The sequence below is a fragment of the Amycolatopsis melonis genome, from assembly GCF_040064235.1.
In the GTDB taxonomy this organism is placed as follows: Bacteria; Actinomycetota; Actinomycetes; order Mycobacteriales; family Pseudonocardiaceae; genus Amycolatopsis; species Amycolatopsis melonis.
In genome coordinates, this window is record NZ_JBDZYD010000017.1 from 22,108 (window position 1) to 42,500 (window position 20,393).

Genomic DNA, 20,393 nt, shown 5'->3' on the forward strand with positions numbered 1-20,393 from the left:
GGAACGCGGACTGAGATCGGGCTGAGATGGGTGTTAACCTGCGAAGATGGACGCGGAGCCGATCAGCGCGCTCGCGGCGCTGGACGACCCCTTGCGGCGCGGCATGTACACGCACATCCGCCAGGCCCGGCGTCCGGTCACCCGTGACGAAGCCGCCGAGGCTGTGGGGATCTCGCGCAAGCTGGCGGCGTTCCACCTGGACAAGCTGGTGGCGGCGGGGCTGCTGCACACGCGGTACGAGTTCGTCGGCGGCGTCCGCAAGGTCGGGCGGGCCCCGAAGGTGTACGAGCCGTCCGATCTCGAGGTGCGGGTCAGCATTCCCCCGCGCCGTCCCGACGTGCTGGCCGAGATCCTGCTCGACGCGGTGCTGGAGGAGGGGTCCAGCGAGGCCGCGCTGCGCGCCGCCCACCGGCGCGGCGAAGCCCTCGGCGCGGCCTCGCGGGCGCAGGCACGCCCGGGCCGCCTCGGTGCCGAGCGGGCGCTGACGCTGGCGTCGGCCGTGGTCGAGCAACACGGCTTCGAGCCGGACCGCGAGACCCCGACGTGCCTGCGCCTGCGCAACTGCCCGTTCCACCCGTTGGCGGCACGGGCCCCGGAGCTGGTTTGCGGCCTCAACCGGGCGTTCCTCGGCGGCGTGCTCGCCGGGCTGCAGGCCTCGACGGTGGAAGCGGTCCTGGAACCCCGCGCGGGCGAGTGCTGCGTGGAACTGCGGCCCGCGACCCAGCCGGGCGGCTAGTGTCGCGGGCCGAAGCCGGTTGCCGGTCAGGCCTGGTTCACACGCCGACCGGCTTCTCCGCGCGGCTGGTGAGGGTCATGACCACCGACGCCGCCGTCAGGACCACCCCGAACCAGATCGCCGCGCCGACTCCCACGTGGTCGGCGACCAGGCCGCCGAACAGCGCGCCGAGGGCGATGGATGTGTTGTACCCCAGCGTGTTGATCGACATCGCCGCCTCGAACGTGTCGGGGGCCGCGGCGAGCGTGATGTTGACCTGGCACAGGTTCGCCGCGCCGAACGACACTCCCCACAGCGCCAGGCAGATCACTGCTCCGGTCAGCGTGTGGCCCAGGGTGAGCAGCAGCAGCAACGACACCACCAAGCCCGCGCAGGCGGCGAGGAACGTGCCCCGCAGGTTCCTGGTCACCGTGTGGCCCGCGATGAAGTTCCCGGCCGCGCCACCGATGCCGTAGACGATCAGCAGCGCCGCGACGAGGCCGGGGGTGGCCGAGGAGTTCTGCTCCAGCCAGGGCCGCACGAACGTGTAAGCCCCGAAATGGCCGAGCACGTACAGCACCACGGTGATCATCACCACCCGCAGCCGGACGTTCCGCAGCGGCAGCTTGAAGACCTCCCGCACGGACACCGCGTTCTGCGACGGCAGCGACGGGACGGTGACGGCGACCGCGGCGAACACCAGTGCGGCGAGGCCGCTCCAGATGAGGAACGTCGTGCGCCAGCCCGTCAGGTTCCCGAGCCACGTCCCCAGCGGGATGCCCACGACCGTGGCGATCGAGATGCCGGACAACGCGATCGCGGACGCCCGGTTCGCGTGCCGTGCCGGCACCAGGCGCATCGCCATGCTCACCCCGATCGCCCAGAAGACGCCGTTGGCGAAGCCCATGACCAGCCGGGCGGCCAGGACGAGCGGGTAGTTCGGCGAGAGGGCCGTGACCAGGTTGCCCAGCGCCAGCACGGCCAGCAGGCCGGACAGCAGCACGCGCCGGTTCACGCGCCGGGTCCAGGCGACGATGAACGGGACGCCCAGCCCGGCCGAAACCCCGTACAGGGTGACCATCAGCCCGGCGGTGCCCACCGAGATGCCCAGGCTGTCGCCGACCGGGGTGAGCAGGCCGACGGGCATCAGCTCGGTGGTGACGAAGGTGAACAGGCTCGCCGTGATGACGGCGACGCCCAGCCACGACCTCAGAGCCGAGTGCGGGTGTTCGGTGTGGATAGCCATTTTCTCTTTCCGTGGTCGGGAGTTTGCGCGAGCGCCACCGCGACGGCGATCGCGGCGATGCCGAGGAACTGCGTGGGCGAGAGCGTTTCGTGGCGGAACAGGAAGCCGAGGATCGTCGCGACGACCGGGCTGCCCAGTGCGAGGAAGGACACCGCGGCCGCCGGGAGGCGCGCGATCCCGCGGAACCAGATCGCGTAGCTGACGATGGCGCCCAGGGAAACGAGGTAACCGAAGCCGACGACGTTGGACGCGGTGAGCGTGTCCGGCAGCCCTTCGAAGACCAGCGTGAACGGCAGCGTCACGAGGCCGCCTGCGGTCAGCTGCCAGCCGGTGAAGGACAGCAGCCCGGTCCCGGGCGGGCGGCCCCAGAGCTTGGTCAGCGTGATGCCGGTGGCCATGCAGCCCGCGGCGGCCACCGCGGCCAGGACGCCGCCCGCGTCCGCCACGGCCGTGCCCTTGAAGACGAGCAGCACGACCCCGCCCGCGCCGAGGACGCAGGCCAGCCCGTGCGGCGGCCGGATCCGGTCGCCGATGAGCACCGCCGCGAGGACCAGCACGGCCATCGGCTGGACGGCCATGATCATCGCCGCGACCCCGCCCGGCAGCCGGTAGGCGGCGACGAACAACAGGAAGTTGAACGCGCCGATGTTGAGCGTGCCGAGCACCAGGGTGCGCCACAGCCACGGCCCGGCGGGCAGGACGCGGGTGCCGGCCAGCAAGAGCAGGCCCGCGGGCAGCGCGCGGACGGTGGTGGCCAGCAGCGGGCGGTCCGGCGGCAGCAGCTCGGTGGTCACCAAATAGGTGCTGCCCCAGATCGCCGGTGCCAGTGCCGTCACGCCCGCGGTGAGGACCGGACGGCTCATGCCGGACCGAACACGGGTTCCCGGGTGCGGGCCCGCTTGAGCTCGAAGAAGCCGTCGGTGCCCGCCACGGCGAGGACGCCGTCCCAGAGCCGTCCGGCTGCTTCCCCTTGCGGTGCCGGGGAAACCACCGGGCCGAAGAACGCGACCAGCTCGCCGCCGGGTCCCGGCACGTGGATGACGGGCGTGCCGACCTCGGTCCCGACCGGTGCCAGCCCGGCGCGGTGGCTGGCGCGCAACGCGTCGTCGTAGCCGGGATCTTCGGCCGCTTCGACGAGCCCGGCGGGCAGGCCGGCCTCGGCCAGCGCGTCGAGCATCATCTCCCGGCCCAGCCCCGCCTGCCGGTGGTGGATCCGGGTGCCCATGGCCAGGTAGAGCGGCCGCAGCACGTGGGGGCCGTACTGCTGTTCTGCCGCGATGCAGACGCGCACCGGGCCCCAGCCCTCGATCATGCCTCGCCGGTACTTCTCCGGGACTTCGCGGCCCTCGTTGAGGACCGAGAGGCTCATGACGTGAAACCGCGCTTCGACGGGCCGCACGCGTTCGACCTCCAGCAGCCAGCCGGAGGTGATCCAGGCCCACGGGCAGCGCGGGTCGAACCACAGGTCCGCGACGGTGCCGCGGCCTTCGTTCCGTTGTGGAGTTGCCATGCTCGTCATCTCACGCGAAGACGATCAATGAGTCCAACACATGTTTGTCATCTCATCGATCTCTGCTAGAGATGGATGCATGGAGCTCCAGCAGATGCGTTACGTCGTCGCGGTGGCCGAGACGAGCAGCTTCACGCGCGCCGCCGAACGCTGCCGGGTCGTGCAGTCCGCCCTGAGCCACCAGATCGCGCGCCTGGAGCGGGAGCTGGGCGCACGGCTGTTCGAGCGCACCAGCCGCCGGGTGCAGCTCACCCCGGCGGGCACGGCGTTCCTGCCCGCCGCGCGGCAGTGCCTGGACGCGGCCGAGCGCGCCGCCGCCGAAGTCGCCGCGGCCGTGGGCGAGGTACGGGGACGGCTGGCGGTGGGCCTGATCCCGACCGTCGCGGCGGTCGACATTCCCGGTGCCCTGCGCGACTTCCGGGAGCGCTACCCGGCGGTCCGCATCAGCCTGCGCGTGGGCGCCAGCGAAGATCTCGTGACGCAGGTGAAGCAGGGCGCGATCGAAGTGGCGTTCCTCGGGCTGCCGACCACGACGCGCCCCGAAGGCGTCGCAGCACACGAACTCGCCCGCGACCGGCTGGTCGCGGTCGTCGCGTACCACCATCCCCTGGCCGCCGAACAGACGGTCACCCTGCGACGGCTCGCCGCCGAGCCGTTCGTGGACCTGCCTGCCGGGACGGCGGGCCGCGTCCAGTCGGACCTGGCGTTCTCGGCCGCCGGTCTGACCCGCGACGTCGCGTTCGAGGTAACCACCGCGGACTACATCGCGCGGCTGGTCGAGCCGGGTCTCGCCGTGGCGATGCTTCCGGCCGCCTATGTGCCGCAGCTCAGCGGAGTGACGACGATCGAGGTCACGGACGCCCCGGCCCGCGTCGAGCACGTCATCTGGAGCCGCGCCAACCTCACCCCCGCGGCGAAGGCGTTCCTCGGCATCCTCGACATCCCGGTCGGCTGAAACCCCCGGGACCGATGACGCGCTGCCGGTGGATCCACCAGTGTCACGGCTTCTCGAAGTGCTGGTAGTCGATCGGGGTGTCCCACGAGCCGCCCCACTCCCAGCCGCGGGAGGTGAACGCGTGCTCGGCGACGTCGCCGGCGTGGATCATGCCCGGTGCGGTGCGCGTGCGGTCGACGTACGGCGCGCCGTTGGGCGGGTACACCGCGCCGCTGCCGGAGATGTAGGGGTTCTGGACGGTGTTGACGTCGATCGCACGGCCGTAGGAGTGGTTGGACCACGCCGTGCCGCCGGTGATCGCCCGGCAGTTGAACGCCGACGTGTTGTTCGCCGCCATCGACGCGTCGTCGTCGGAGCCCTACTTCTCCACGGTTTCCATCCGCTCGATGGGGAACCGGCCGAAGTACAGATCGGCGAAGACATGCGCCACCTCGGTCGCGCGGTCGGCGTTGACGACCAGCTCACCCCGGTGCACGGCACCGTCGAAGCCGACGAAGCTCAGGTTCACCAGCCGCAGCCGGCCGGGGCCGACCGGGCAGCCCGCGCGCCAGCTCGACCCGAGCCGTTCCGCGGTGACGGGCTTGATGACGGCGACGTACGCCGGCAGGCCGCTGCCGGAGTGGCACCGGCCGGCACGACGGATGCAGCAAAGGCAAGGACGGCAACGGCTTTCGTTCTCAGTCTCATGATCACAACATGCCGGTGTCCCGCCATTTTGGTGCGCCGCCATCGGATTTGCCACAGTCGGGCAACCTTGGAAGCTCGGTCACTTCTCCTGGCCGACAACGGTGAGCAGCCCGTGTTCCCGGACCGCGGGTACCGACAGCGTCTTGTAGCCGTGGTCGTCGAACACCACGGTCACCGTGTCGGCGTCCGCGGACATCACGATGCCGCGGCCCCACTCCGGGTGCCCGACGACGCTGCCGGCGGGGAACTCCCCGTCCTGCTCCGGCTGGGCTTCGGCCGTGCCCGCGAGGCAGGTGTCGCAGTTGCCGCAGGGCTGCCCGAGGTGCTCGCCGAAATAGCCGAGGAGGAACCGGCGGCGGCAGCCGGTCGTCTCGGCGTAGCCGCGCATCATCTCGATCCGCGACCGGATCAGCCGCTGGTGGGCTTCGGCCGCCTCGACGCCTTGGTCGACAGCCTGTCCGGGGTCGACTTCGGCGTCACGGTACTCGAGACGGCCGTCCGCGGTGACGCCGACCGCGCCCGTCTCCTCCAGCAGGTTGACCGCCCGGGTGCGCTGGGCCGCCGAGACGTCCACCCGCCTGCCGAGCTCGGCGGGCTCGAGCGGCTCGCCGTGCCCGGCGAGGGTGGTGGCCACCTCCGCCAGCGCCTGCTCGGGCGCCTTCGCCGCGGTGAGGAACTTCTGCAGGCCCAGGTCGCGTGGCCGGTGGTAGAGCGTGATTTCCGCCGGTTCGCCGTCCCGGCCGGCGCGGCCGATCTGCTGGTAGTAGGTGTCGAGCGAGTCCGGCGCGGCCGCGTGCAGGACGAACCGCAGGTCGGCCTTGTCGATCCCCATGCCGAACGCCGAGGTCGCCACGACCACGTCGAGGTCGCCGCCCTGGAACTCCTCGTGCACCCGCTCGCGGTCGGCCGCCTTCATCCCGGCGTGGTAGGCCGCCACGCGGACGCCCTCCGCGGCGAGTTCCCCGGCGTAGGTTTCGGCATCCCTGCGGCTGGTGACGTACACCAGGCCCGGCCGGGTGGCCGGATCCGCGGTGAGCGCCCGCGTCCGCGTGAGGACGGCCTGGTGCCGGTCCTCGTCGTCCGGCAGCGTGTCGACGCCGAGGCGCAGGTTCGGCCGGTCGAAGCCGGCCAGGACCTCGCGGTGGTCGCGCAGTCCCAGCCGGGCCGCGATGTCGGCACGCACGGGCAGCGCCGCGGTCGCCGTCAGGGCGATCACCGGCGGATGCCCGAGCCGCTCGATCACCGGGGCCAGGCGCAGGTAGTCCGGCCGGAAGTCGTGTCCCCACGCCGAGACGCAGTGCGCCTCGTCCACGACGAACAGCGAGACGCCGAGTTCCGCGACCGCGTCGAGCACCTCCTCGGAGGCCAGCTGCTCCGGCGACAGGAACAGGTACCCGGCCTCACCCCGGCGCAGCGCCGCCCACGCGTGCTCGCGCTCGGCGGCCCGTTGCGCGGAGTTCAGGGCAACCGCCGCCGGGGCCCGGCTGTCTGCGATGCTGTCGATCTGGTCGTTCTGCAGGGCGATCAGCGGCGACACGACGAGCGCGGGACCGTCCAGCAGCAGCGCGGGCACCTGGTAGATCGCCGACTTGCCGGCCCCGGTGGGCAGCACGGCGAGGACGTCGTGGCCGTCCATCACGTGCTCCATCGCCGCCAGCTGCTCACCGGTCAGCTCCGGCCAGCCGAAGGTCTCCGCCGCGATCCGCTGGAGTTCGTCCCGTCTCCCTGCCATCCGCCGCAGGTACCCGCGCCCGGCCCGGAAAACGCGGTGGCTACCGGGTGATCCTGGCGAGCTTGTCCGGGCCGAGCACCCGGTCGCCTGCCGGGGTGAGGTCGAGGACCAGCACGGCGAACGGCGCCGCGCCGGAGAACAGGACGGCGGACGGGTCGCCGTTGACGTGGCGGTAGCGGATGTCGAACGCCCCTGCCGCGTTCGCCGTGACACCCACCAGCAGGTGCGCGACCGCGTCCCGGCCGTGCACCGGGTGCGGGCTGGCCGCCGCGCCCTTGCCGCCGCCGTCGGTCCACAGTGTCACGTCCGGGGCGAGCACCTGGAGCAGTGCCTCGAGGTCGCCGCCCATGGCCGCCTCGACGAACCACTCACCGGCGCGGCCCACGCGGAGGGGCTGGCGGTGATCGCCCACGCGATCACGGCGGCGGAGGTCGAGATCGCCCTCGACGCGGGCGTCGACGGCCTGGCCCACGTGTGGGTCGACGCGGGGCCTGCCACCTCCCGGCTCGCGGCGCAGGGGGTGTTCATGGTGAGCACGCTGGTGTACTTCGAAGTGGCCACCGGCGGCCACGCCCATCCCGAAGCGCGCAGGATGCGGTGCGGGAGGCGGGCGTGCCGTTGCTGGCCGGCACGGACGCGACGCCGTTCGCGCCTGCCCACGGCGAAAGCCTGCACCGCGAGTGCTGACCGAAGCGGGCCTGACCAACGAGGCGGCCCTGGCGGCGGCGACCAGCGTGCCGGCCCGCCACTTCGGCCTGTCCGACCGCGGCCGCATCGTCCCGGGCCTGCGCGCCGACCTGCTCCTGGTCGACGGCGACCCGACGAGCGACATCACGGCCACCCGCTCGATCACCGAGGTCTGGCGCCGCGGGGTCCGGCAGTCCCGCTGACCTCCGGTGCCGATCCGGTGCCGCGGTAAGCCCCCGGCGCGACACCGAACTGGCGCTTGAACGCGTGCGAGAACGCAAACGGCGACCCGTAACCGACCTTCGCCGCGATCGACGGCAGTGGCAGGTCGGTGTCCTGGAGCAGGCGGGCTGCCGTGGTCAGGCGCCACCAGGTCAGGTACGCCATCGGTGAATACCCCGTCAGGGCGGTGAACCGGCGGGAGAGCGTTGCGCGGGACAGGCCGGCGTGGGCCGCCAGGTCCTCGATGCGCCAGGGCGCCGCGGGGTTCGCGTGCAGGGCTTCCAGCGCCGCCGTGATCTCCGGGTCGCGCAGGGCCTGGGGCCAGCCCGTGCCCGGGTTTCCGGCCAGCCACGCCCTGATCAGGTAGACCAGCAGCAGGTCGAGCAGGCCGGCGAGCGCCGTCGCCCGGCCCGGCCGCCGCTCCGCCACCTCCGCGCCGAGCAGGTCGATCGCCGCGCGGAGGGCGGGGTGGCGGCCCACGCCGGCCGGCAGGTGGACGAGTTCGGGCAGGCCCGCCAGCACCGGGTGCCGCCGCCCGTGGGCCAGCCGGTACTTGCCGCACAGGAACTCCGTCCGGCCGTCCGGCTCGGCGACCGCCGCTTCGAACGGCACCGCGCCGGAGGCGTCCGGCGTCGCGGACAACGTGTGGGCGCTGCCGTGCGGGACCAGGACCGCGTCGCCCGGGCCCAGCGGCACCGGCTCGCCGCCGTCCGGGATCAGCCAGCCGCTGCCGCGCAACAGGACGTGGAAGCCCGCGCCCTCGTACGGCGCGAAGCGGTAGCACCACTCCGATCCCGCACTCAGGCGGTTCGACACGGGCCGTCCGATCCGCACGGCGGCGATCGCGTCACTCAGCAGGTCCACGCGGCCATCGTAGCCGTGAGCAGATCGAGCATCATTCCGAGCAATTCGAGCATGGAAACGCTCAAACCGGCGTCCTAGCGTGGAGTCATGCACATCGGTGACGTCGAAGTCGTGAAGGTCCTCGAGTGGCAGGGCGAGTACGCGCCCGCCCGGACGATCATCCCGGCCAGCCCGCCGGAACTGTGGCAGTCCCACGCGGACTGGCTGGCCCCGGAGCACTGGAACCCGGAAACCGGCGGCATCCGCGGCGCGGTCCAGACGTGGGTGCTGCGCAGCGAGGGCCGGGTGATCCTCGTCGACACGGGCGTCGGCAACGACCGCGACCGGCCGCAGGTCCCGCTGTTCGACCACCTGTCGACGAACTTCCTCGACCGGCTCGCCGCCGCCGGTGTCCGGCCCGAGGATGTGGACGTCGTCGTGAACACCCACATCCACTACGACCACGTCGGCTGGAACACCGTGTGCCGCAACGGCGAGTGGGTGCCGGCCTTCCCGAACGCCACCTACCTGATCCCGCGCGCCGACCAGGTCTACTTCGATCCCCGCAACGCCCACCGCCGTCCCGCTCCGCGCACCGGGCACGAGCAGCTGCGCCGCGAGGGCAGCCTGCTCGTCTACGCCGACAGCATCGCCCCCGTGCTCGGCCGGGCGGTGCTGTGGGAGGGCAGCCACCGCATCGACCGCCACCTCACCCTCGAACCTGCGCCCGGCCACACCCCCGGCTCGGCCGTCCTCCGCCTGCGGTCCGGCACCGAGCGGGCCGTCTTCGCCGGCGACCTGCTGCACAGCCCGGTGCAGATCCTCGAACCGCAGCACAACAGCTGCTTCTGCGAAGACCCGCGCCAGGCCGCGGCCACCCGCCGCAGCATGCTGGCGCGGGCCGCGGACGAGAAGGAACTCGTGTTCCCCGCCCACTTCGCCGGCTCCGGCGCGGCCGAGATCCATCGTGACGGCAGCCGGTTCACGATCGGCCGCTGGGCCGCCTGAAGTCCCGGCGGCCCGGTCCGCGGTCGTGAGTGAGCAAGGCAAAGTCAAGGCCCCCGGCAAACGGTCTTGTGCCGATCTGCGTTGCCCCTCAAGAGAACACTTCTCTTCGGGCGGTCACTCCCGCAGCTGACCGGCCCGCTCGCGTTCCCGCTCGGCGGCGGCTTCACCGGGCACGAAGGCCGCGACCAGCACGCCGAGGACGTAGGCACCGCCGGCGATCGCCATGGCGATACGGAAGCCGGCGACGAACTGCGCGCCCGTGCCTGCGCTGAAGGCACCCAGCAGCGCGATGCCGATCGCGGCGCCGACCTGCCTGCTCGTGTTGAGCGTGCCGGAGGCGACCCCGGTGTGCCCGGACGGCACGCCTTCGACGACCGCGGCCGTCGCGGCGGGCATGGTGAACGAGATCCCGAACCCGGCGGCCGCGATCGGCAGCACCAGCCGGCCGTAGGCCATGCCCTCGTGCACGGTGAGCAGGGCGAAGAATCCCGCGGCACCGACCGCCATGCCTGCCGGCATCGGCGGGCGCGGCCCGGACCGGGCGGTGATCCGGCCGCCGAGCCACGAGCCTGCCGCCACGATCGCCGTCTGCGGCAGCAGGGCCAGCCCCGTCACCAGCGGCGAGTAGTGCCGGACCTGCTGCAGGTAGAGCGTGAGGACGAACAGCTGGCCGTAGAAGCCGAGGTTCATCAGCAGGCCGACGCCGACACCGCCCGGCTGCGGAACAGCTCCAGCGGCAGCATCGGCTGGGCCACCCGCCGCTCGGCGACCACGAACGCCACGGCACCCACGGCGAACACGGCCGGCAGCACCAGCGTGCCCGCCGACGCGAACCCGGACTGGCCGCCCCGCACCAGCGCGGCGGTCACCGCGACCAGCGCCACCACCGCGGCGACCTGCCCGGCGGCGTCGAACCGGCGGCCGCGGGCCGCCTCGGCGGGCTCCCGGCCGACCGTGACGAACCGCCACACCATCAGCAGGCCGGCGATGCCCACCGGCACGTTGACGCCGAACAGCCAGCGCCAGCCCAGCGTGCCGGCGAGGATGCCGCCGAGCAGCGGCCCGCACCCGGAAGCCAGGCCGCCGACCATCGCCCAGATGCCGATGGCCCGCGCGCGGACCTGCCGGTCGCGGTAGCTCGCGTGCACCAGCGAAAGCGAGGAAGGCACCAGAGCGGCGGCGGCGGCCACGCCCTGCACCGCCCGCGCGACGATCAGCACCGGCATGCCGGGGGCCAGCGCGCAGGCGAGCGACGCGGCGACGAACAGCGCCGGCCCGCTCTGGAACACCACGCGCCCGCCGAACCGGTCGCCGCACCAGCCCGCCGACAGCAGCAGCGCGGCGAAGGCGACCGTGTAGGCGTCGACCACCCACTGCAGCCCCGCCACCGAACTCCCGAACTCCGCACCCAGCCGGGGGAGCGCCACGTTCACGATGGTGGCGTCCACCATCACCATGAACCAGCCGAAGCACAACGAAATCAGCGGCAGCTTCGCGAACCGTTCGCTCTCCATGTCGATGCCCTCCCCCGCTTCCCGCCAGTCCGACATCCCGTTCCGACGCAGGAGGCCGTCCAGATGCTGGACACCCGTTCCGCAAGATGAACGCCCGCACCGGGACCCTATTGCAACGTTCGTGTGATGTGCCCGCAGCATGCCCTGATCGAAGACCGGCGGCAATTCGATCTTCCCCTGAGCTTTCCGCCGCAAGAAGGGCGACGTTCTTCAGGGAATCCCCGCCATAACCGGCTAATGTGGACATTTGACGGCACGCGCCGGAACGTTCCATCCCGCAAACGTCAACGTGATGCGCGACACAGTGGGACTGCTTTACCGCTCACCGGCCGCTGTGCCAATGTTGGTCCGGGCATGACAACGAGTTCGAATCATGCCGATTTACTGATAGCAACTGGGGATAACTGGGGATACAGTATTCGGCCGTCCTTTGCGCGGCCGGGTATGTGCGGAATATCGAGCTATCAGCCATGGGGGGCTGTTCACTTCTCCGTGCCGTATTCCCGGCCAGCGCACCGCGCTCTTGCACGCCTTTCTGCGACCCCGACGCGGAGTTCACCGACAGAGAATGGGGAGAAATGAGCACCGCCATTGTGGCCAACTGCCTGGTCTGCGATTCGGCACTCGACGCGGGTGACGCCCCGGAGAAGGGCGAGATCGTCGAATGCGGTTCCTGCGGGCAGGAACACGAGGTGACCGGCGCGGAGGCCGGCGTGGTCACCGTCGAACTGGCCCCCGAGGTCGAAGAGGACTGGGGCGAGTGACCGAGCCCGTCGACGTCCTGGTCGCGGTCACCATGCTCCGCCCCGAGGAGCGCCTGCTCCTCGACGCCCTGCGCGGGCGGGGCCTGACGGCCGCCACCGGGCTGACCAGGGACATCGGCGCCGTGCTCAACGGCACGGCGCCTGCCCCGGCCGCCCTGCTCGTCCGCAACCTCTCCCACCGCGACGCCGCGCAGGTCGCGCGGCGGGCCGAGGCGGCGGGCATCCCGGCGCTGAACAGCGCCGCGGCCCTCGACGTCTGTCACGACAAGGGACTGCAGGCCCTGCTGTTCGCCCGGCACGGCATTCCGCACCCGCGCTCGTTCCACGCCTACACCGACGAGGACGTCGCCCGGTGCGGCGAGGAACTCGGCTGGCCGGTGGTCGTGAAACCGCTCAGCGCGTCCTGGGGACGCGGAGTCGTGCGGCTCACCGGCCCGGAAACGCTGGCCGCCTGGTCGGGCGGCCGGGAGTCGGCCGACGCGGCAGGCAAGGCCTTTCCCGTGCTCGTCCAGGAGTACGTCGAGAAACCGGAACACGACCTGCGGGTGATCGTGATCGGCAACCAGCCGGTGGTCGCCATCGAAAGGCGATCCACCGACTGGCGCACGAACACCCATCTGGGCGCGTCCGTCCGGCGAACGGAAATCACCGAGAGTATTACTTTGCTCTGCAAACAGGTGACGGATCTCGTCGGCCCCGGATTCTACGGCGTCGATCTGGTCGAGGACGTCCGCGACCGGCAGTTGCGGGTCCTCGAGGTCAACGCCAACCCGGAATTCGCGCGTTCTTCGCGTGAACACGGCGTGAACATCGCGGAGCTGCTGGCCGACCACGTGGCCGAACGAATCCGCGGCTTCCTCGCCGCTGCCTGAAATCGCCGCATCCGAAAGCCCGCACGAGAAAAGAAGTGGAAATGGATCGATTCGACACGGCCCTGGTCCTCACCCGGGTGCTGACCTCGGGTGTGGTCATGAGCATCGAGAAGAACGACCGGGAACTGCCAGGGCTGGAACGGCAGCTCGCGAAACTGAGCGGGCGCTCCTCGGTCGTGCTGGCCAACAGCGCCACCGCGGCCGTGCATTCCGCGCTGGCCGGGATCGGCGCCGGGCGCGGCGACGTCATCACCGCTCCCCCGCTGCCCGAGGACCTCCGCGCCTTCCTCGCCTGGCTCGGCGTGCGGACCCGTGAGGAGGGCGAGCCCGCCTTCTCCTTCGTCGCGGTCGGCCCGGACGACGTCGCGTCGCTCGCGGACGTCCTCGCGGCCCTGCCCCGGGACCGGCCGGTCGTGCTGGACCTCACCGGCTTCCGGTTCGGGCCGGCGGGTGCCGTCCTCACCGACGACAGCCGGGTGCAGGCCCGTGCCGAGCGGCTGAAGATCTTCGGCACGTTCGATCTGCGGACGATGTGGACGCAGGTCGAGTCCGAGCCGGAGCTGGTGCCCGGCGTGCAGTTCAACTACCGCCTCAGCCCGCTGGTCGCGGCCTGCCTGCGGATGTCCCTGTCCCCGCGCCCCGCGCGCCGACCCGCCGGAGACCCCGCGTGATCACCGACTTCCCGGACCTGCCCCTGCCGCTGCCCGACGAGAAGGACGTGCTGGCCGAGCTGGCCGCGTTCGAGGGCACCCCGGTCATTCCCAAGGATCGCCGCCGCACCGTCTTCCCGGTCATCACCAAGGAGGACGTGTTCACCATGCTCCTCTCGGCGAACGCCCGGCCAGAGAAGGTGGTCGCCGACTTCGCCGAGGCCTACCGCAGCTATGTCGGCGCGGCGTACGCGCTGCCGGTCGCCAGCGGGACCGCCAGTCTCCACGTCGCCCTCGTGGGGGCCGGAGTGGGCCCCGGCGACGAGGTCGTCGTGCCCGCGTTCACCTTCATCGCCACCGCGCAGGCGGTGGTCGCCGCGGGCGCGATCCCGGTCTTCGCCGACATCGACCCGGTCACCTACTGCCTGTCGCCCGCGGCCGCGGAGGCGGCGATCACCGACCGCACCAAGGCGATCATGCCGGTGCACGTCCACGGGCTGCCCGCCGACGTCGCGGCCCTGCGGGCGCTCGCCGACCGGCACGGGATCGCGTTCGTCGAGGACGCCTCGCACGCCCACTCCGCCAAGGTCGGCGACCGCACGTGCGGGGCGTTCGGCGACGCCGCGGGCCAGAGCCTGATGGCGGACAAGAACTTCCCGCTCGGCGGCGAGGGCGGCATCGCCTTCTTCGCCACCGAGGAGGCCCGCGACCGCGCGGTGGAGTACTTGCGCCGCAACGGGATCGACTACGGCATGTCGTGGATCGCGGCGTCGTTCGGTGCCAGCCAGCTCAAGCGGCTGCCGTACTACGACCGGATCCGCGCCCGCAACGCCGCCGTCCTCGGCGACCAGCTGCGGGAGACCGGCCTGTTCAGCCCGCCGGTGGTGCCCGAGGGCAGCACGCACGCCTACAACATGTACCGGATCGGGCTGCACCCCGAGGCCGTCGGCCTGGACGACCTGCCGGTGCACGCGGTCAAGGAGGCGGTGCACGAGCTGCTGGTGGCCGAGGGCGTGCCCGCGCGCGAATGGCAGAACACGCCGATCCCGTGTCACCTGCCCTTCCGGCACCGGCAGGGGTTCGGCGGCGGCTGGCCGTTCACGCTGAACCCGGCCGCGGCGCGCGACTACACGCCCGAGGACTTCCCCGCGGTCACCGCGATGCTGGAGAGCACCCTGGTGCTGTGCCGCGAGCTGCGGTCGCCGGTGGAGTACGAACGGCTCGCCCGCTACGGGCAGGCGTTCGCGAAGGTCGCCCGCCGCCCGGACGCCATCCGCAAGGTCGTCGGGGACCGGAAGTTCCCGCTGCCCTGGGAGAAGGCGGCCCGCCTTGGCTGAGCAGAAGCCGGTCCGGATCGCGGTGGCCGGCGCGACCGGGTACACCGGCGCGGAACTGGTGCGGCTGCTGCTCGACCACCCGTATGCCGAGCTGACGCTGCTGTCGTCGGAACGCGCGGCCGGGCAGCCGGTCGGGCGGCTGCTGCCCGCGGTGCGGAACCACCCGGGCGTGGCGGCGGCGACGCTGCGTCCGCTCGCCGAGCTGCCGGAGGTGGACATCGTGTTCGCCTGCCTGCCCGGCGGCAGCCTGCCCGCCCGGATGCCGTTGCTGGCCGAGCGGGCGAAGTACGTGGTGAACCTGGCGGGCGACTTCCGGCTCCGCGACGCCGGGCAGGCCGCCCGGCACTACCCGGAGTCCGCGGGCTGGGACGAGCCGTTCGCCTACCACGTGCCGGAGTTCTCCGCCGCGCCCGAGCACCGGTTCCTGAACCTGCCGGGCTGCATGGCGGTCGCCTCGCTGTACGCGCTGTATCCGCTGCTTCAGGACGACCTCGTCGAGGACCGGATCGTCGTCGACGCGAAGACCGGGTCCAGCGGCGGCGGCAAGGACGGCGGCGAGCACCCCGCGGACCGCTTCGGGAACTTCCGGCCGCACCGGCTGCACGGCCACCGCCACGCCCCGGAGGTCGCCCAGGCCCTCGGCGACCTGACCGGGCGGACGCCGTCGCTGCAGTTCTCCACGTTCAGCCTCGACGTCGCCCGCGGCATCCTCGTCACCGCCTACACGACCCTGCGGGACGGCCGCACGGCACTGGACGTGCGGCGTGCCTATGCCCGCGCCTACGCGCGCACCCCGTTCGTGGCCGCGCGGCCGTCCCCGAAGTCGGCGGCCGACCTGCCGTCGCTGAAGTCGGTCGTCGGCTCGAACGTCGCCGAGGTGGGGTTCCAGGTCCGCGGCAGCGAGTGCGTTTCCGTGGCCACGCTCGACAATCTGCTGAAGGGAGCGGCCGGGCAGGCCGTACAGACCATGAACCAGGTGTTCGGTTTCGACCAGGCGACCGGCCTGCCCCGCACGGCGGTGGCCCCGTGACCCGGGCGCTGTACGTCGTCAAGGTCGGCAGCGCGACGCTGGCACATCCGGGGATCTTCACCGAGATCGCGGCCCTCACCGCGCGGGCGCGGGTGCTGGTGGTGGCCGGGGGCGCCGCGGGCATCGCCGAGCACTACGCGCGGATCGGCCGGGAGATCCCGCGGCTGCAGCTGCCCAACGGCGACGAGGTCCGGTACTGCCCGCCCGAGGAGATGACCCACCTCGTCGCGGCCTACGACTCGGTGACGCTGCCCGCGGTCCGCGCCGCGCTGCAGGCCGCCGGGTGCAGTGCGTTCTGCACGACCGCCGCCGCAGCGAGCCTGGTCCACGGGACGCCGAACCGGCCGCTGAAGACGGTGCGCGACGGCCGGGTCCGGCTGGTCCGCGACCACCGGGCGGGCACGGTGTCGCGGGTCGACACGACGGCGCTGGAAGCGCTGCTGACGGCGTTCGACGTCGTGGTGCTCTCGCCGCCGGTGTCGGGGGACGACGACGGCGGGCCGCTGAACGTCGACGCCGACGTCCTCGCCGCGGAACTCGCGACCGCGCTGCAGGCCGACCACCTGCGCCTGGTCACCGGGACCGCGGGGGTGCTCACCGACCCGGCGATCCCGGACAGCACGCTGCCCGACGCGCTTCGCGGCGAGGCGGCCGCCTACGCGGGCGGCCGGATGCGGCAGAAGGTCCGGGCCGCGGAGCTGGCCATGACCGGGACCGCGGACATCGCGGTCACCGGGCCGCACGCGCTCGACAGCGCCGCGCGGACCCGGTTCTGGCGTGAGGAGCCGCCGTCGCCGGACCTGCGGCTGCTCACCGAGGCCGCGCAGATCCCGTCGGTCTCCGGGGACGAGGGCGAACTCGCCCGCCACCTCGTGCGCCGGGCCCGTGAGCTGGGGCTGGCGGCCGAGGTCGACGAGGTCGGCAACTTCGTGGCCACGCGGGGTTCGGGCCCGCGCCGGCTGCTGCTGCTCGGTCACCTGGACACCGTCCCGTTCCACTGGCCGGTGTGCTGGAAGGACGACGAGCTGCACGGCCGCGGCACCGTGGACGCCAAGGGCAGCCTGGTCAACTTCCTCGAGACGCTGGCGGAGGTCGAGGTCCCGGCGGGTGCCCAGGTGCGCGTGGTCGGCGCGGTCGAGGAGGAGATCTCCTCGTCGAAGGGCGCCTTCCACGTCCGCGACCACTACCCGGCCGACGCGGTGGTGATCGGCGAACCCAGCGGGTCGCGCGCGCTGACGCTGGGGTATTTCGGGCTGCTGAAGTTCCGGATCTCCGTGTGGCGGCCCGCCGGGCACTCCGCGGGCCGGGACGCGCTGTCGGCGCCGGACGCGCTGACGGCCGCGCTCGGCGACGTGCGGGCCGCGGTGCTCGGCGGCTGCCCGGAGATGCTCAGCGCGGTGATCGACATCCGGTGCGAGGCCCGGCCGGACGGGCAGCGGGCGACCGGCGTCCTCAACTTCCGCGTGCCGCCGGGCGCGGATCTCGACGCGGCCCGCGACGCCGCGCTGGCCCGGGCGGACGAGCACACCGAGATCTCCGTCGAGCGCTGCACGCCCGGCCACTCGGGCGGGCGGGCCACCACGCTGGCGAAGGCGTTCGCCAAGGGGTTCGCCGCGCACGGCGTCCGGCCGCGGTACCTGGTCAAGAAGGGGACTTCGGACATGAACACCCTGGCGACGACCTGGCGCGGGGTGCCGATGGTCGCCTACGGCCCCGGCGACTCCGCGCTGGACCACACCGACGTCGAACGGCTCCCGGCCGCCGACTACCGGCTCGCCAGGAAGGTCCTCGCGGACACCGTGCGGGCCTGGCTCGTCCTGGAAGGCGGTGCCCGATGACCGCGGTGGCCTCGGAAACCACCGTCGAGGAGCTGCGCGCGCGGGCCGTCCACGCGCGGCGGCTGGTGGTCGACATGGCCGCGAGCGCGGTCGGCTGCCATCTCGGCGGCAGCCTGTCGGTGCTGGACATCCTCATCGCCGGACTGGACCGGGCCGACCGCGGCGACGGCACGGAACTGGTGCTGAGCAAGGGACACGCGGCGGCGGGGCTGTATGCCGCGCTGCACGTGTCCGGGCGCCTGCCGGAGGACCCGTCGGTGCGCTACGGGCAGGCGGGCGCGCCGTTCACCGGCCACCCGGGCCCGCTGGTGCCCGGCGTGCGGTTCCCGACCGGCAGCCTCGGGCACGGCGTCCCGTACGCCGCGGGCTGGGCGCTGGCGCGGCGGTTCGCCGGGTCCGGCCTCGGCATCGCGGTGAGCGGCGACGGCGAGCTGCAGGAGGGGCTGGTCTGGGAGACGCTGCAGGTCGCCGCGGCCCGGAAGCTGGGCAACTTCGTCCTGGTCGTCGACCGCAACGGCGGCCAGAACGACGGGCTGGTCGCGGACATCTCGCCGCTGCCGGACCTGCGGGCGCGGTTCGCCGCGTTCGGGTTCGCCACGGCGGAGGTCGACGGGCACGACCTGGGCGCGCTGCGCGACGTCCTGGCCGGCACCGGCGACGGTGACCGGCCGCTGGCGGTGGTCGCGAACACGGTGAAGGGCAAGGGAGTTCCCGTGATCGAGGGCAAGGCGGCCTCGCACTACGTCAAGATCGACGCCGCCCGTGCGGCCAAGTGGAAGCGGACTCTGCGATGAGCACGACGGAAGCCGTGCGCCCGGTCCTGTCCGGGCGGGACGCCTACCGCGCGGAACTGACCGCGCTCGCCGCGGCCGACCCCCGCATCTTGTGCCTGGAAGCGGATCTGGGTGGCCGCGGCCACCCGTTCGCCGAGGCTCACCCGGACCGGTTCTTCAACCTCGGCATCGCCGAGGGCGCCATGATCGACATGGCGACCGGGCTGGCGTCGGCGGGCTTCCGGCCGTTCGTCAGCACGTTCGCCCCGTTCGCGGCACTGCGGGCGGCGGAGAGCATCAAGCTGGGGCTGGGCTATCTGGGCGCCGGGGTGGTCGTGGTGGCGCCGTACGCGGGGGTGTCGGGTGCGTGGTTCGGCACCACGCACCACTGTCTCGAGGATTTCGCGGTGCTGCAGAGCTTCCCGGGCATCGTGATCGCGGCACCGTACGGCGAGGAGGAGACCCGCGCGATCGTCCGCGAGGCGGCGGCCTCGGACCGGCCGTACTACGTGCGGACGGGCCGCAACGCGGCGTACCGCGGCCTGCTGCGGCCGGGCGAGCCGGTGCCCCCGGTCACGTGGGCGGGCGACGGCGTCCCGGACGGGGTGTGCCTGGTGTCGGTCGGCGAAGTCGGCACGGAACTGTGCCTGCAGGCCCGCGAGCAGCGTCCGGACCTCGGGCACGCGCACCTGTGCCGGGTCGACGCGGGCCACCTAACGGAGGCCGCTTCCCTGCTGCGGTCACGGTTCCGCCGGTTCGTCGTGGTGGAGGAACACCGCCCGGCAGGCGGCGTGGCGTCGTCGCTGGCACTGGCCCTGCCGGACGCCCAGGTCCACGGAGTCGGCGCGGGCAACCGGTGGCCGTCCCACGGCGGCAGTCACGAGGAGGTCCTCACGGCGCTGGGTCTGGACCTGGCCGCGGTGCTCGCAGCGGTGGACCAGGCCTGAGGAAGGTCCGGCCGCGGCTTGCCGGCCCGGCGAACAGCACGGCGGCCAGCAGGACGACGCATCCGGCGAGCTGTCCCGCCGAGAGGCGTTCGCCGAGCACGACGGCGCCCAGCACGACCGCGACCAGCGGCTGCAGCAGCAGGATCAGTGCCGCGAGGGCGACCGGGAGCCGTTTCATCGACGCGGTGATCAGCAGCCAGCCGGCGCACTGCGGTCCCAGCGCGAGCAGGAGCAGCCATCCCCAGGCGGGCCAGGACGGCGCCGGGTGGAGGTCGCCCCGCACGAGGCCGTAGAGCGCCGCGACCACCAGCGCCGTCCCGGTGACCTCGGCGAGCGGGCCCACGACGTGCGGGAAGCCGGTGCGCTGACCGCGTTTCGTGGTGAGCATGAACGCCGCGTACGCCGCCGAGGTGAGCACGCCGAGCAGGATTCCGGTGCCGGTGACCGTCACCGAGGCGTCCTCGAGCGCGCCGGACACCAGGAGCACGCCGAGCAGAGCGGGTGGGAGCGCGAGAAACCACCGTCCGGACGGGCGTTCGGCGAACAACGCCCAGCCCGCCAGCGCGACGAACAGCACCTGCAGGTTCCCGAGCACGGTGGCAATGCCCGCCCCGAGCGCGGCGATGGCGTGGTTCTGCAGGACCAGCGTGACCCCGAAGAGCACCCCGGCCAGCAGCGACCAGCCGTGGTTCGACCGCGACCCGCAGGCAGAGCGTTCCCGCCAGGCAAGGACGGCGAGCACGGGAAGGGCGCCGGCGCACCGGAAGAAGGCAACGGTGGCGGACGACTCGCCGGACAGCCGGATCAGCACCGCGGAGGTCCCGATCACGGCAGCCCCGGCAACGGCCACGGCGGCGGGTTTCGCCGCCGTGGCCCCGTTTGCCCCGTTGGCCACCGGGGCAAACAGCTCCGGCTTCACCGGGCGGTGCCGGAGGCGTGTGGGAGGCCCGGGCTCACACCCCGGCGGCGGCAGGCGGGTCCCGCCGCCCCACGTTCGACGGCCAAACTCGCATCACGGCGGCCGCAGGCAGGTCCCACCGCCGTGGCCAACGCGAGCACCAGC

The 20,393-nt window shown here is 72.8% G+C and carries 23 protein-coding genes; 12 read left to right on the top strand and 11 right to left on the bottom strand.

All coding sequences use genetic code 11. The features are described 5' to 3' along the window. Positions 1-46 precede the first annotated feature (46 nt). Positions 47-736: a helix-turn-helix transcriptional regulator gene (locus ABJI51_RS37605; RefSeq protein ID WP_348955915.1), complete on the top strand. Its 690-nt coding sequence runs from the start codon at positions 47-49 to the stop codon at positions 734-736. 37 nt (positions 737-773) lie between these two features. Here the strand turns inward: ABJI51_RS37605 and ABJI51_RS37610 are convergent, their stop codons facing one another. The 3 genes from ABJI51_RS37610 to ABJI51_RS37620 are packed head-to-tail and all read right to left on the bottom strand — an operon-like array spanning position 774 to position 3,471. Then, positions 774-1,961 carry an MFS transporter gene (locus ABJI51_RS37610; RefSeq protein ID WP_348955916.1) on the bottom strand — a complete coding sequence of 396 codons (1,188 nt, stop codon included), beginning with the start codon at positions 1,959-1,961 and terminating at the stop codon, positions 774-776. Further along, entirely contained in the window at positions 1,925-2,824 is a 900-nt protein-coding gene (locus ABJI51_RS37615; RefSeq protein WP_348955917.1) for an EamA family transporter, read from the bottom strand. The genes ABJI51_RS37610 and ABJI51_RS37615 overlap by 37 nt, the downstream gene beginning before the upstream one ends. Beyond that, on the bottom strand, positions 2,821-3,471 hold the full coding sequence (locus ABJI51_RS37620) for a mycothiol-dependent nitroreductase Rv2466c family protein (RefSeq protein WP_348955918.1): 651 nt from the start codon (positions 3,469-3,471) through the stop codon (positions 2,821-2,823). The genes ABJI51_RS37615 and ABJI51_RS37620 overlap by 4 nt, the downstream gene beginning before the upstream one ends. 79 nt (positions 3,472-3,550) lie before the next feature. Here ABJI51_RS37620 and ABJI51_RS37625 point away from each other — a divergent pair, with 79 nt between their 5' ends. Then, the gene (locus ABJI51_RS37625; protein ID WP_348955919.1) at positions 3,551-4,426 is read left to right on the top strand and encodes a LysR family transcriptional regulator; all 876 of its coding nucleotides are present in this window, start codon (positions 3,551-3,553) and stop codon (positions 4,424-4,426) included. Positions 4,427-4,469: 43 nt separating this feature from the next. On the opposite strand, the gene ABJI51_RS37630 is transcribed toward ABJI51_RS37625, so the two are convergent. The 4 genes from ABJI51_RS37630 to ABJI51_RS37645 are packed head-to-tail and all read right to left on the bottom strand — an operon-like array spanning position 4,470 to position 7,317. Then, the gene (locus tag ABJI51_RS37630) at positions 4,470-4,763 is read right to left on the bottom strand and encodes a M15 family metallopeptidase (protein WP_348955920.1); all 294 of its coding nucleotides are present in this window, start codon (positions 4,761-4,763) and stop codon (positions 4,470-4,472) included. 21 nt (positions 4,764-4,784) lie between these two features. After that, positions 4,785-5,168 (bottom strand): hypothetical protein, encoded by a 384-nt coding sequence (locus ABJI51_RS37635; RefSeq protein ID WP_348955921.1) that lies wholly within the window; start codon positions 5,166-5,168, stop codon positions 4,785-4,787. A 24-nt stretch (positions 5,169-5,192) separates the two neighbouring features. After that, a complete protein-coding gene (locus tag ABJI51_RS37640; RefSeq protein ID WP_348955922.1) occupies positions 5,193-6,845 on the bottom strand; it encodes a RecQ family ATP-dependent DNA helicase in 1,653 nt (550 codons plus the stop codon). Positions 6,846-6,885: 40 nt separating this feature from the next. After that, positions 6,886-7,317 carry a nuclear transport factor 2 family protein gene (locus tag ABJI51_RS37645; RefSeq protein WP_348955923.1) on the bottom strand — a complete coding sequence of 144 codons (432 nt, stop codon included), beginning with the start codon at positions 7,315-7,317 and terminating at the stop codon, positions 6,886-6,888. Between the two features lie 208 nt (positions 7,318-7,525). On the opposite strand from ABJI51_RS37645, the gene ABJI51_RS37650 reads away from it, so the two are divergent. Further along, positions 7,526-7,735, top strand: coding sequence for an amidohydrolase family protein (locus tag ABJI51_RS37650; protein WP_348955924.1), 210 nt, complete (start codon positions 7,526-7,528; stop codon positions 7,733-7,735). Here ABJI51_RS37650 and ABJI51_RS37655 read toward each other — a convergent pair. Further along, complete coding sequence (locus tag ABJI51_RS37655; protein ID WP_348955925.1) at positions 7,695-8,618, bottom strand: AraC family transcriptional regulator; 924 nt, start codon at positions 8,616-8,618, stop codon at positions 7,695-7,697. The genes ABJI51_RS37650 and ABJI51_RS37655 overlap by 41 nt on opposite strands. 87 nt (positions 8,619-8,705) lie before the next feature. Here ABJI51_RS37655 and ABJI51_RS37660 point away from each other — a divergent pair, with 87 nt between their 5' ends. After that, a complete protein-coding gene (locus tag ABJI51_RS37660) occupies positions 8,706-9,605 on the top strand; it encodes an MBL fold metallo-hydrolase (protein WP_348955926.1) in 900 nt (299 codons plus the stop codon). A 114-nt stretch (positions 9,606-9,719) separates the two neighbouring features. Here the strand turns inward: ABJI51_RS37660 and ABJI51_RS37665 are convergent, their stop codons facing one another. Beyond that, positions 9,720-10,295, bottom strand: a complete 576-nt coding sequence (locus ABJI51_RS37665) for an MFS transporter (protein WP_348955927.1) — start codon at positions 10,293-10,295, stop codon at positions 9,720-9,722. Continuing rightward, on the bottom strand, positions 10,295-11,155 hold the full coding sequence (locus ABJI51_RS37670; RefSeq protein ID WP_348955928.1) for an MFS transporter: 861 nt from the start codon (positions 11,153-11,155) through the stop codon (positions 10,295-10,297). The genes ABJI51_RS37665 and ABJI51_RS37670 overlap by 1 nt, the downstream gene beginning before the upstream one ends. Before the next feature lie 542 nt (positions 11,156-11,697). Between ABJI51_RS37670 and ABJI51_RS37675 the strand changes: the two genes are divergently transcribed. The 8 genes from ABJI51_RS37675 to ABJI51_RS37710 are packed head-to-tail and all read left to right on the top strand — an operon-like array spanning position 11,698 to position 19,330. After that, entirely contained in the window at positions 11,698-11,883 is a 186-nt protein-coding gene (locus tag ABJI51_RS37675; protein WP_348955929.1) for a lysine biosynthesis protein LysW, read from the top strand. Further along, the gene (locus ABJI51_RS37680) at positions 11,880-12,755 is read left to right on the top strand and encodes a RimK family alpha-L-glutamate ligase (RefSeq protein ID WP_348955930.1); all 876 of its coding nucleotides are present in this window, start codon (positions 11,880-11,882) and stop codon (positions 12,753-12,755) included. Before ABJI51_RS37675 ends, ABJI51_RS37680 begins: the two co-directional genes overlap by 4 nt. Positions 12,756-12,796: 41 nt before the next feature. Then, on the top strand, positions 12,797-13,426 hold the full coding sequence (locus ABJI51_RS37685) for a DegT/DnrJ/EryC1/StrS family aminotransferase (protein ID WP_348955931.1): 630 nt from the start codon (positions 12,797-12,799) through the stop codon (positions 13,424-13,426). Beyond that, a complete protein-coding gene (locus tag ABJI51_RS37690; protein ID WP_348955932.1) occupies positions 13,423-14,742 on the top strand; it encodes a DegT/DnrJ/EryC1/StrS aminotransferase family protein in 1,320 nt (439 codons plus the stop codon). The genes ABJI51_RS37685 and ABJI51_RS37690 overlap by 4 nt, the downstream gene beginning before the upstream one ends. Next, the gene (argC, locus tag ABJI51_RS37695) at positions 14,735-15,772 is read left to right on the top strand and encodes an N-acetyl-gamma-glutamyl-phosphate reductase (protein ID WP_348955933.1); all 1,038 of its coding nucleotides are present in this window, start codon (positions 14,735-14,737) and stop codon (positions 15,770-15,772) included. The genes ABJI51_RS37690 and argC overlap by 8 nt, the downstream gene beginning before the upstream one ends. After that, positions 15,769-17,610, top strand: a complete 1,842-nt coding sequence (locus tag ABJI51_RS37700; RefSeq protein WP_348955934.1) for a M20/M25/M40 family metallo-hydrolase — start codon at positions 15,769-15,771, stop codon at positions 17,608-17,610. Before argC ends, ABJI51_RS37700 begins: the two co-directional genes overlap by 4 nt. Continuing rightward, entirely contained in the window at positions 17,607-18,404 is a 798-nt protein-coding gene (locus ABJI51_RS37705; RefSeq protein WP_348955935.1) for a 1-deoxy-D-xylulose-5-phosphate synthase N-terminal domain-containing protein, read from the top strand. Before ABJI51_RS37700 ends, ABJI51_RS37705 begins: the two co-directional genes overlap by 4 nt. Beyond that, entirely contained in the window at positions 18,401-19,330 is a 930-nt protein-coding gene (locus ABJI51_RS37710) for a transketolase family protein (RefSeq protein ID WP_348955936.1), read from the top strand. Before ABJI51_RS37705 ends, ABJI51_RS37710 begins: the two co-directional genes overlap by 4 nt. On the opposite strand, the gene ABJI51_RS37715 is transcribed toward ABJI51_RS37710, so the two are convergent. Then, complete coding sequence (locus ABJI51_RS37715) at positions 19,275-20,225, bottom strand: DMT family transporter (protein ID WP_348955937.1); 951 nt, start codon at positions 20,223-20,225, stop codon at positions 19,275-19,277. The genes ABJI51_RS37710 and ABJI51_RS37715 overlap by 56 nt on opposite strands. Positions 20,226-20,393 lie beyond the last annotated feature (168 nt).

Coding starts and splice junctions, on each gene's coding strand:
- ABJI51_RS37605 (WP_348955915.1), top strand. CDS start 47: ATGGACGCGGAGCCGATCAGCGCGCTCGCGGCGCTGGACGACCCCTTG.
- ABJI51_RS37610 (WP_348955916.1), bottom strand. CDS start 1,961: ATGGCTATCCACACCGAACACCCGCACTCGGCTCTGAGGTCGTGGCTG.
- ABJI51_RS37615 (WP_348955917.1), bottom strand. CDS start 2,824: ATGAGCCGTCCGGTCCTCACCGCGGGCGTGACGGCACTGGCACCGGCG.
- ABJI51_RS37620 (WP_348955918.1), bottom strand. CDS start 3,471: ATGGCAACTCCACAACGGAACGAAGGCCGCGGCACCGTCGCGGACCTG.
- ABJI51_RS37625 (WP_348955919.1), top strand. CDS start 3,551: ATGGAGCTCCAGCAGATGCGTTACGTCGTCGCGGTGGCCGAGACGAGC.
- ABJI51_RS37630 (WP_348955920.1), bottom strand. CDS start 4,763: ATGGCGGCGAACAACACGTCGGCGTTCAACTGCCGGGCGATCACCGGC.
- ABJI51_RS37640 (WP_348955922.1), bottom strand. CDS start 6,845: ATGGCAGGGAGACGGGACGAACTCCAGCGGATCGCGGCGGAGACCTTC.
- ABJI51_RS37660 (WP_348955926.1), top strand. CDS start 8,706: ATGCACATCGGTGACGTCGAAGTCGTGAAGGTCCTCGAGTGGCAGGGC.
- ABJI51_RS37665 (WP_348955927.1), bottom strand. CDS start 10,295: ATGAACCTCGGCTTCTACGGCCAGCTGTTCGTCCTCACGCTCTACCTG.
- ABJI51_RS37670 (WP_348955928.1), bottom strand. CDS start 11,155: ATGTCGGACTGGCGGGAAGCGGGGGAGGGCATCGACATGGAGAGCGAA.
- ABJI51_RS37675 (WP_348955929.1), top strand. CDS start 11,698: ATGAGCACCGCCATTGTGGCCAACTGCCTGGTCTGCGATTCGGCACTC.
- ABJI51_RS37685 (WP_348955931.1), top strand. CDS start 12,797: ATGGATCGATTCGACACGGCCCTGGTCCTCACCCGGGTGCTGACCTCG.
- ABJI51_RS37705 (WP_348955935.1), top strand. CDS start 17,607: ATGACCGCGGTGGCCTCGGAAACCACCGTCGAGGAGCTGCGCGCGCGG.
- ABJI51_RS37710 (WP_348955936.1), top strand. CDS start 18,401: ATGAGCACGACGGAAGCCGTGCGCCCGGTCCTGTCCGGGCGGGACGCC.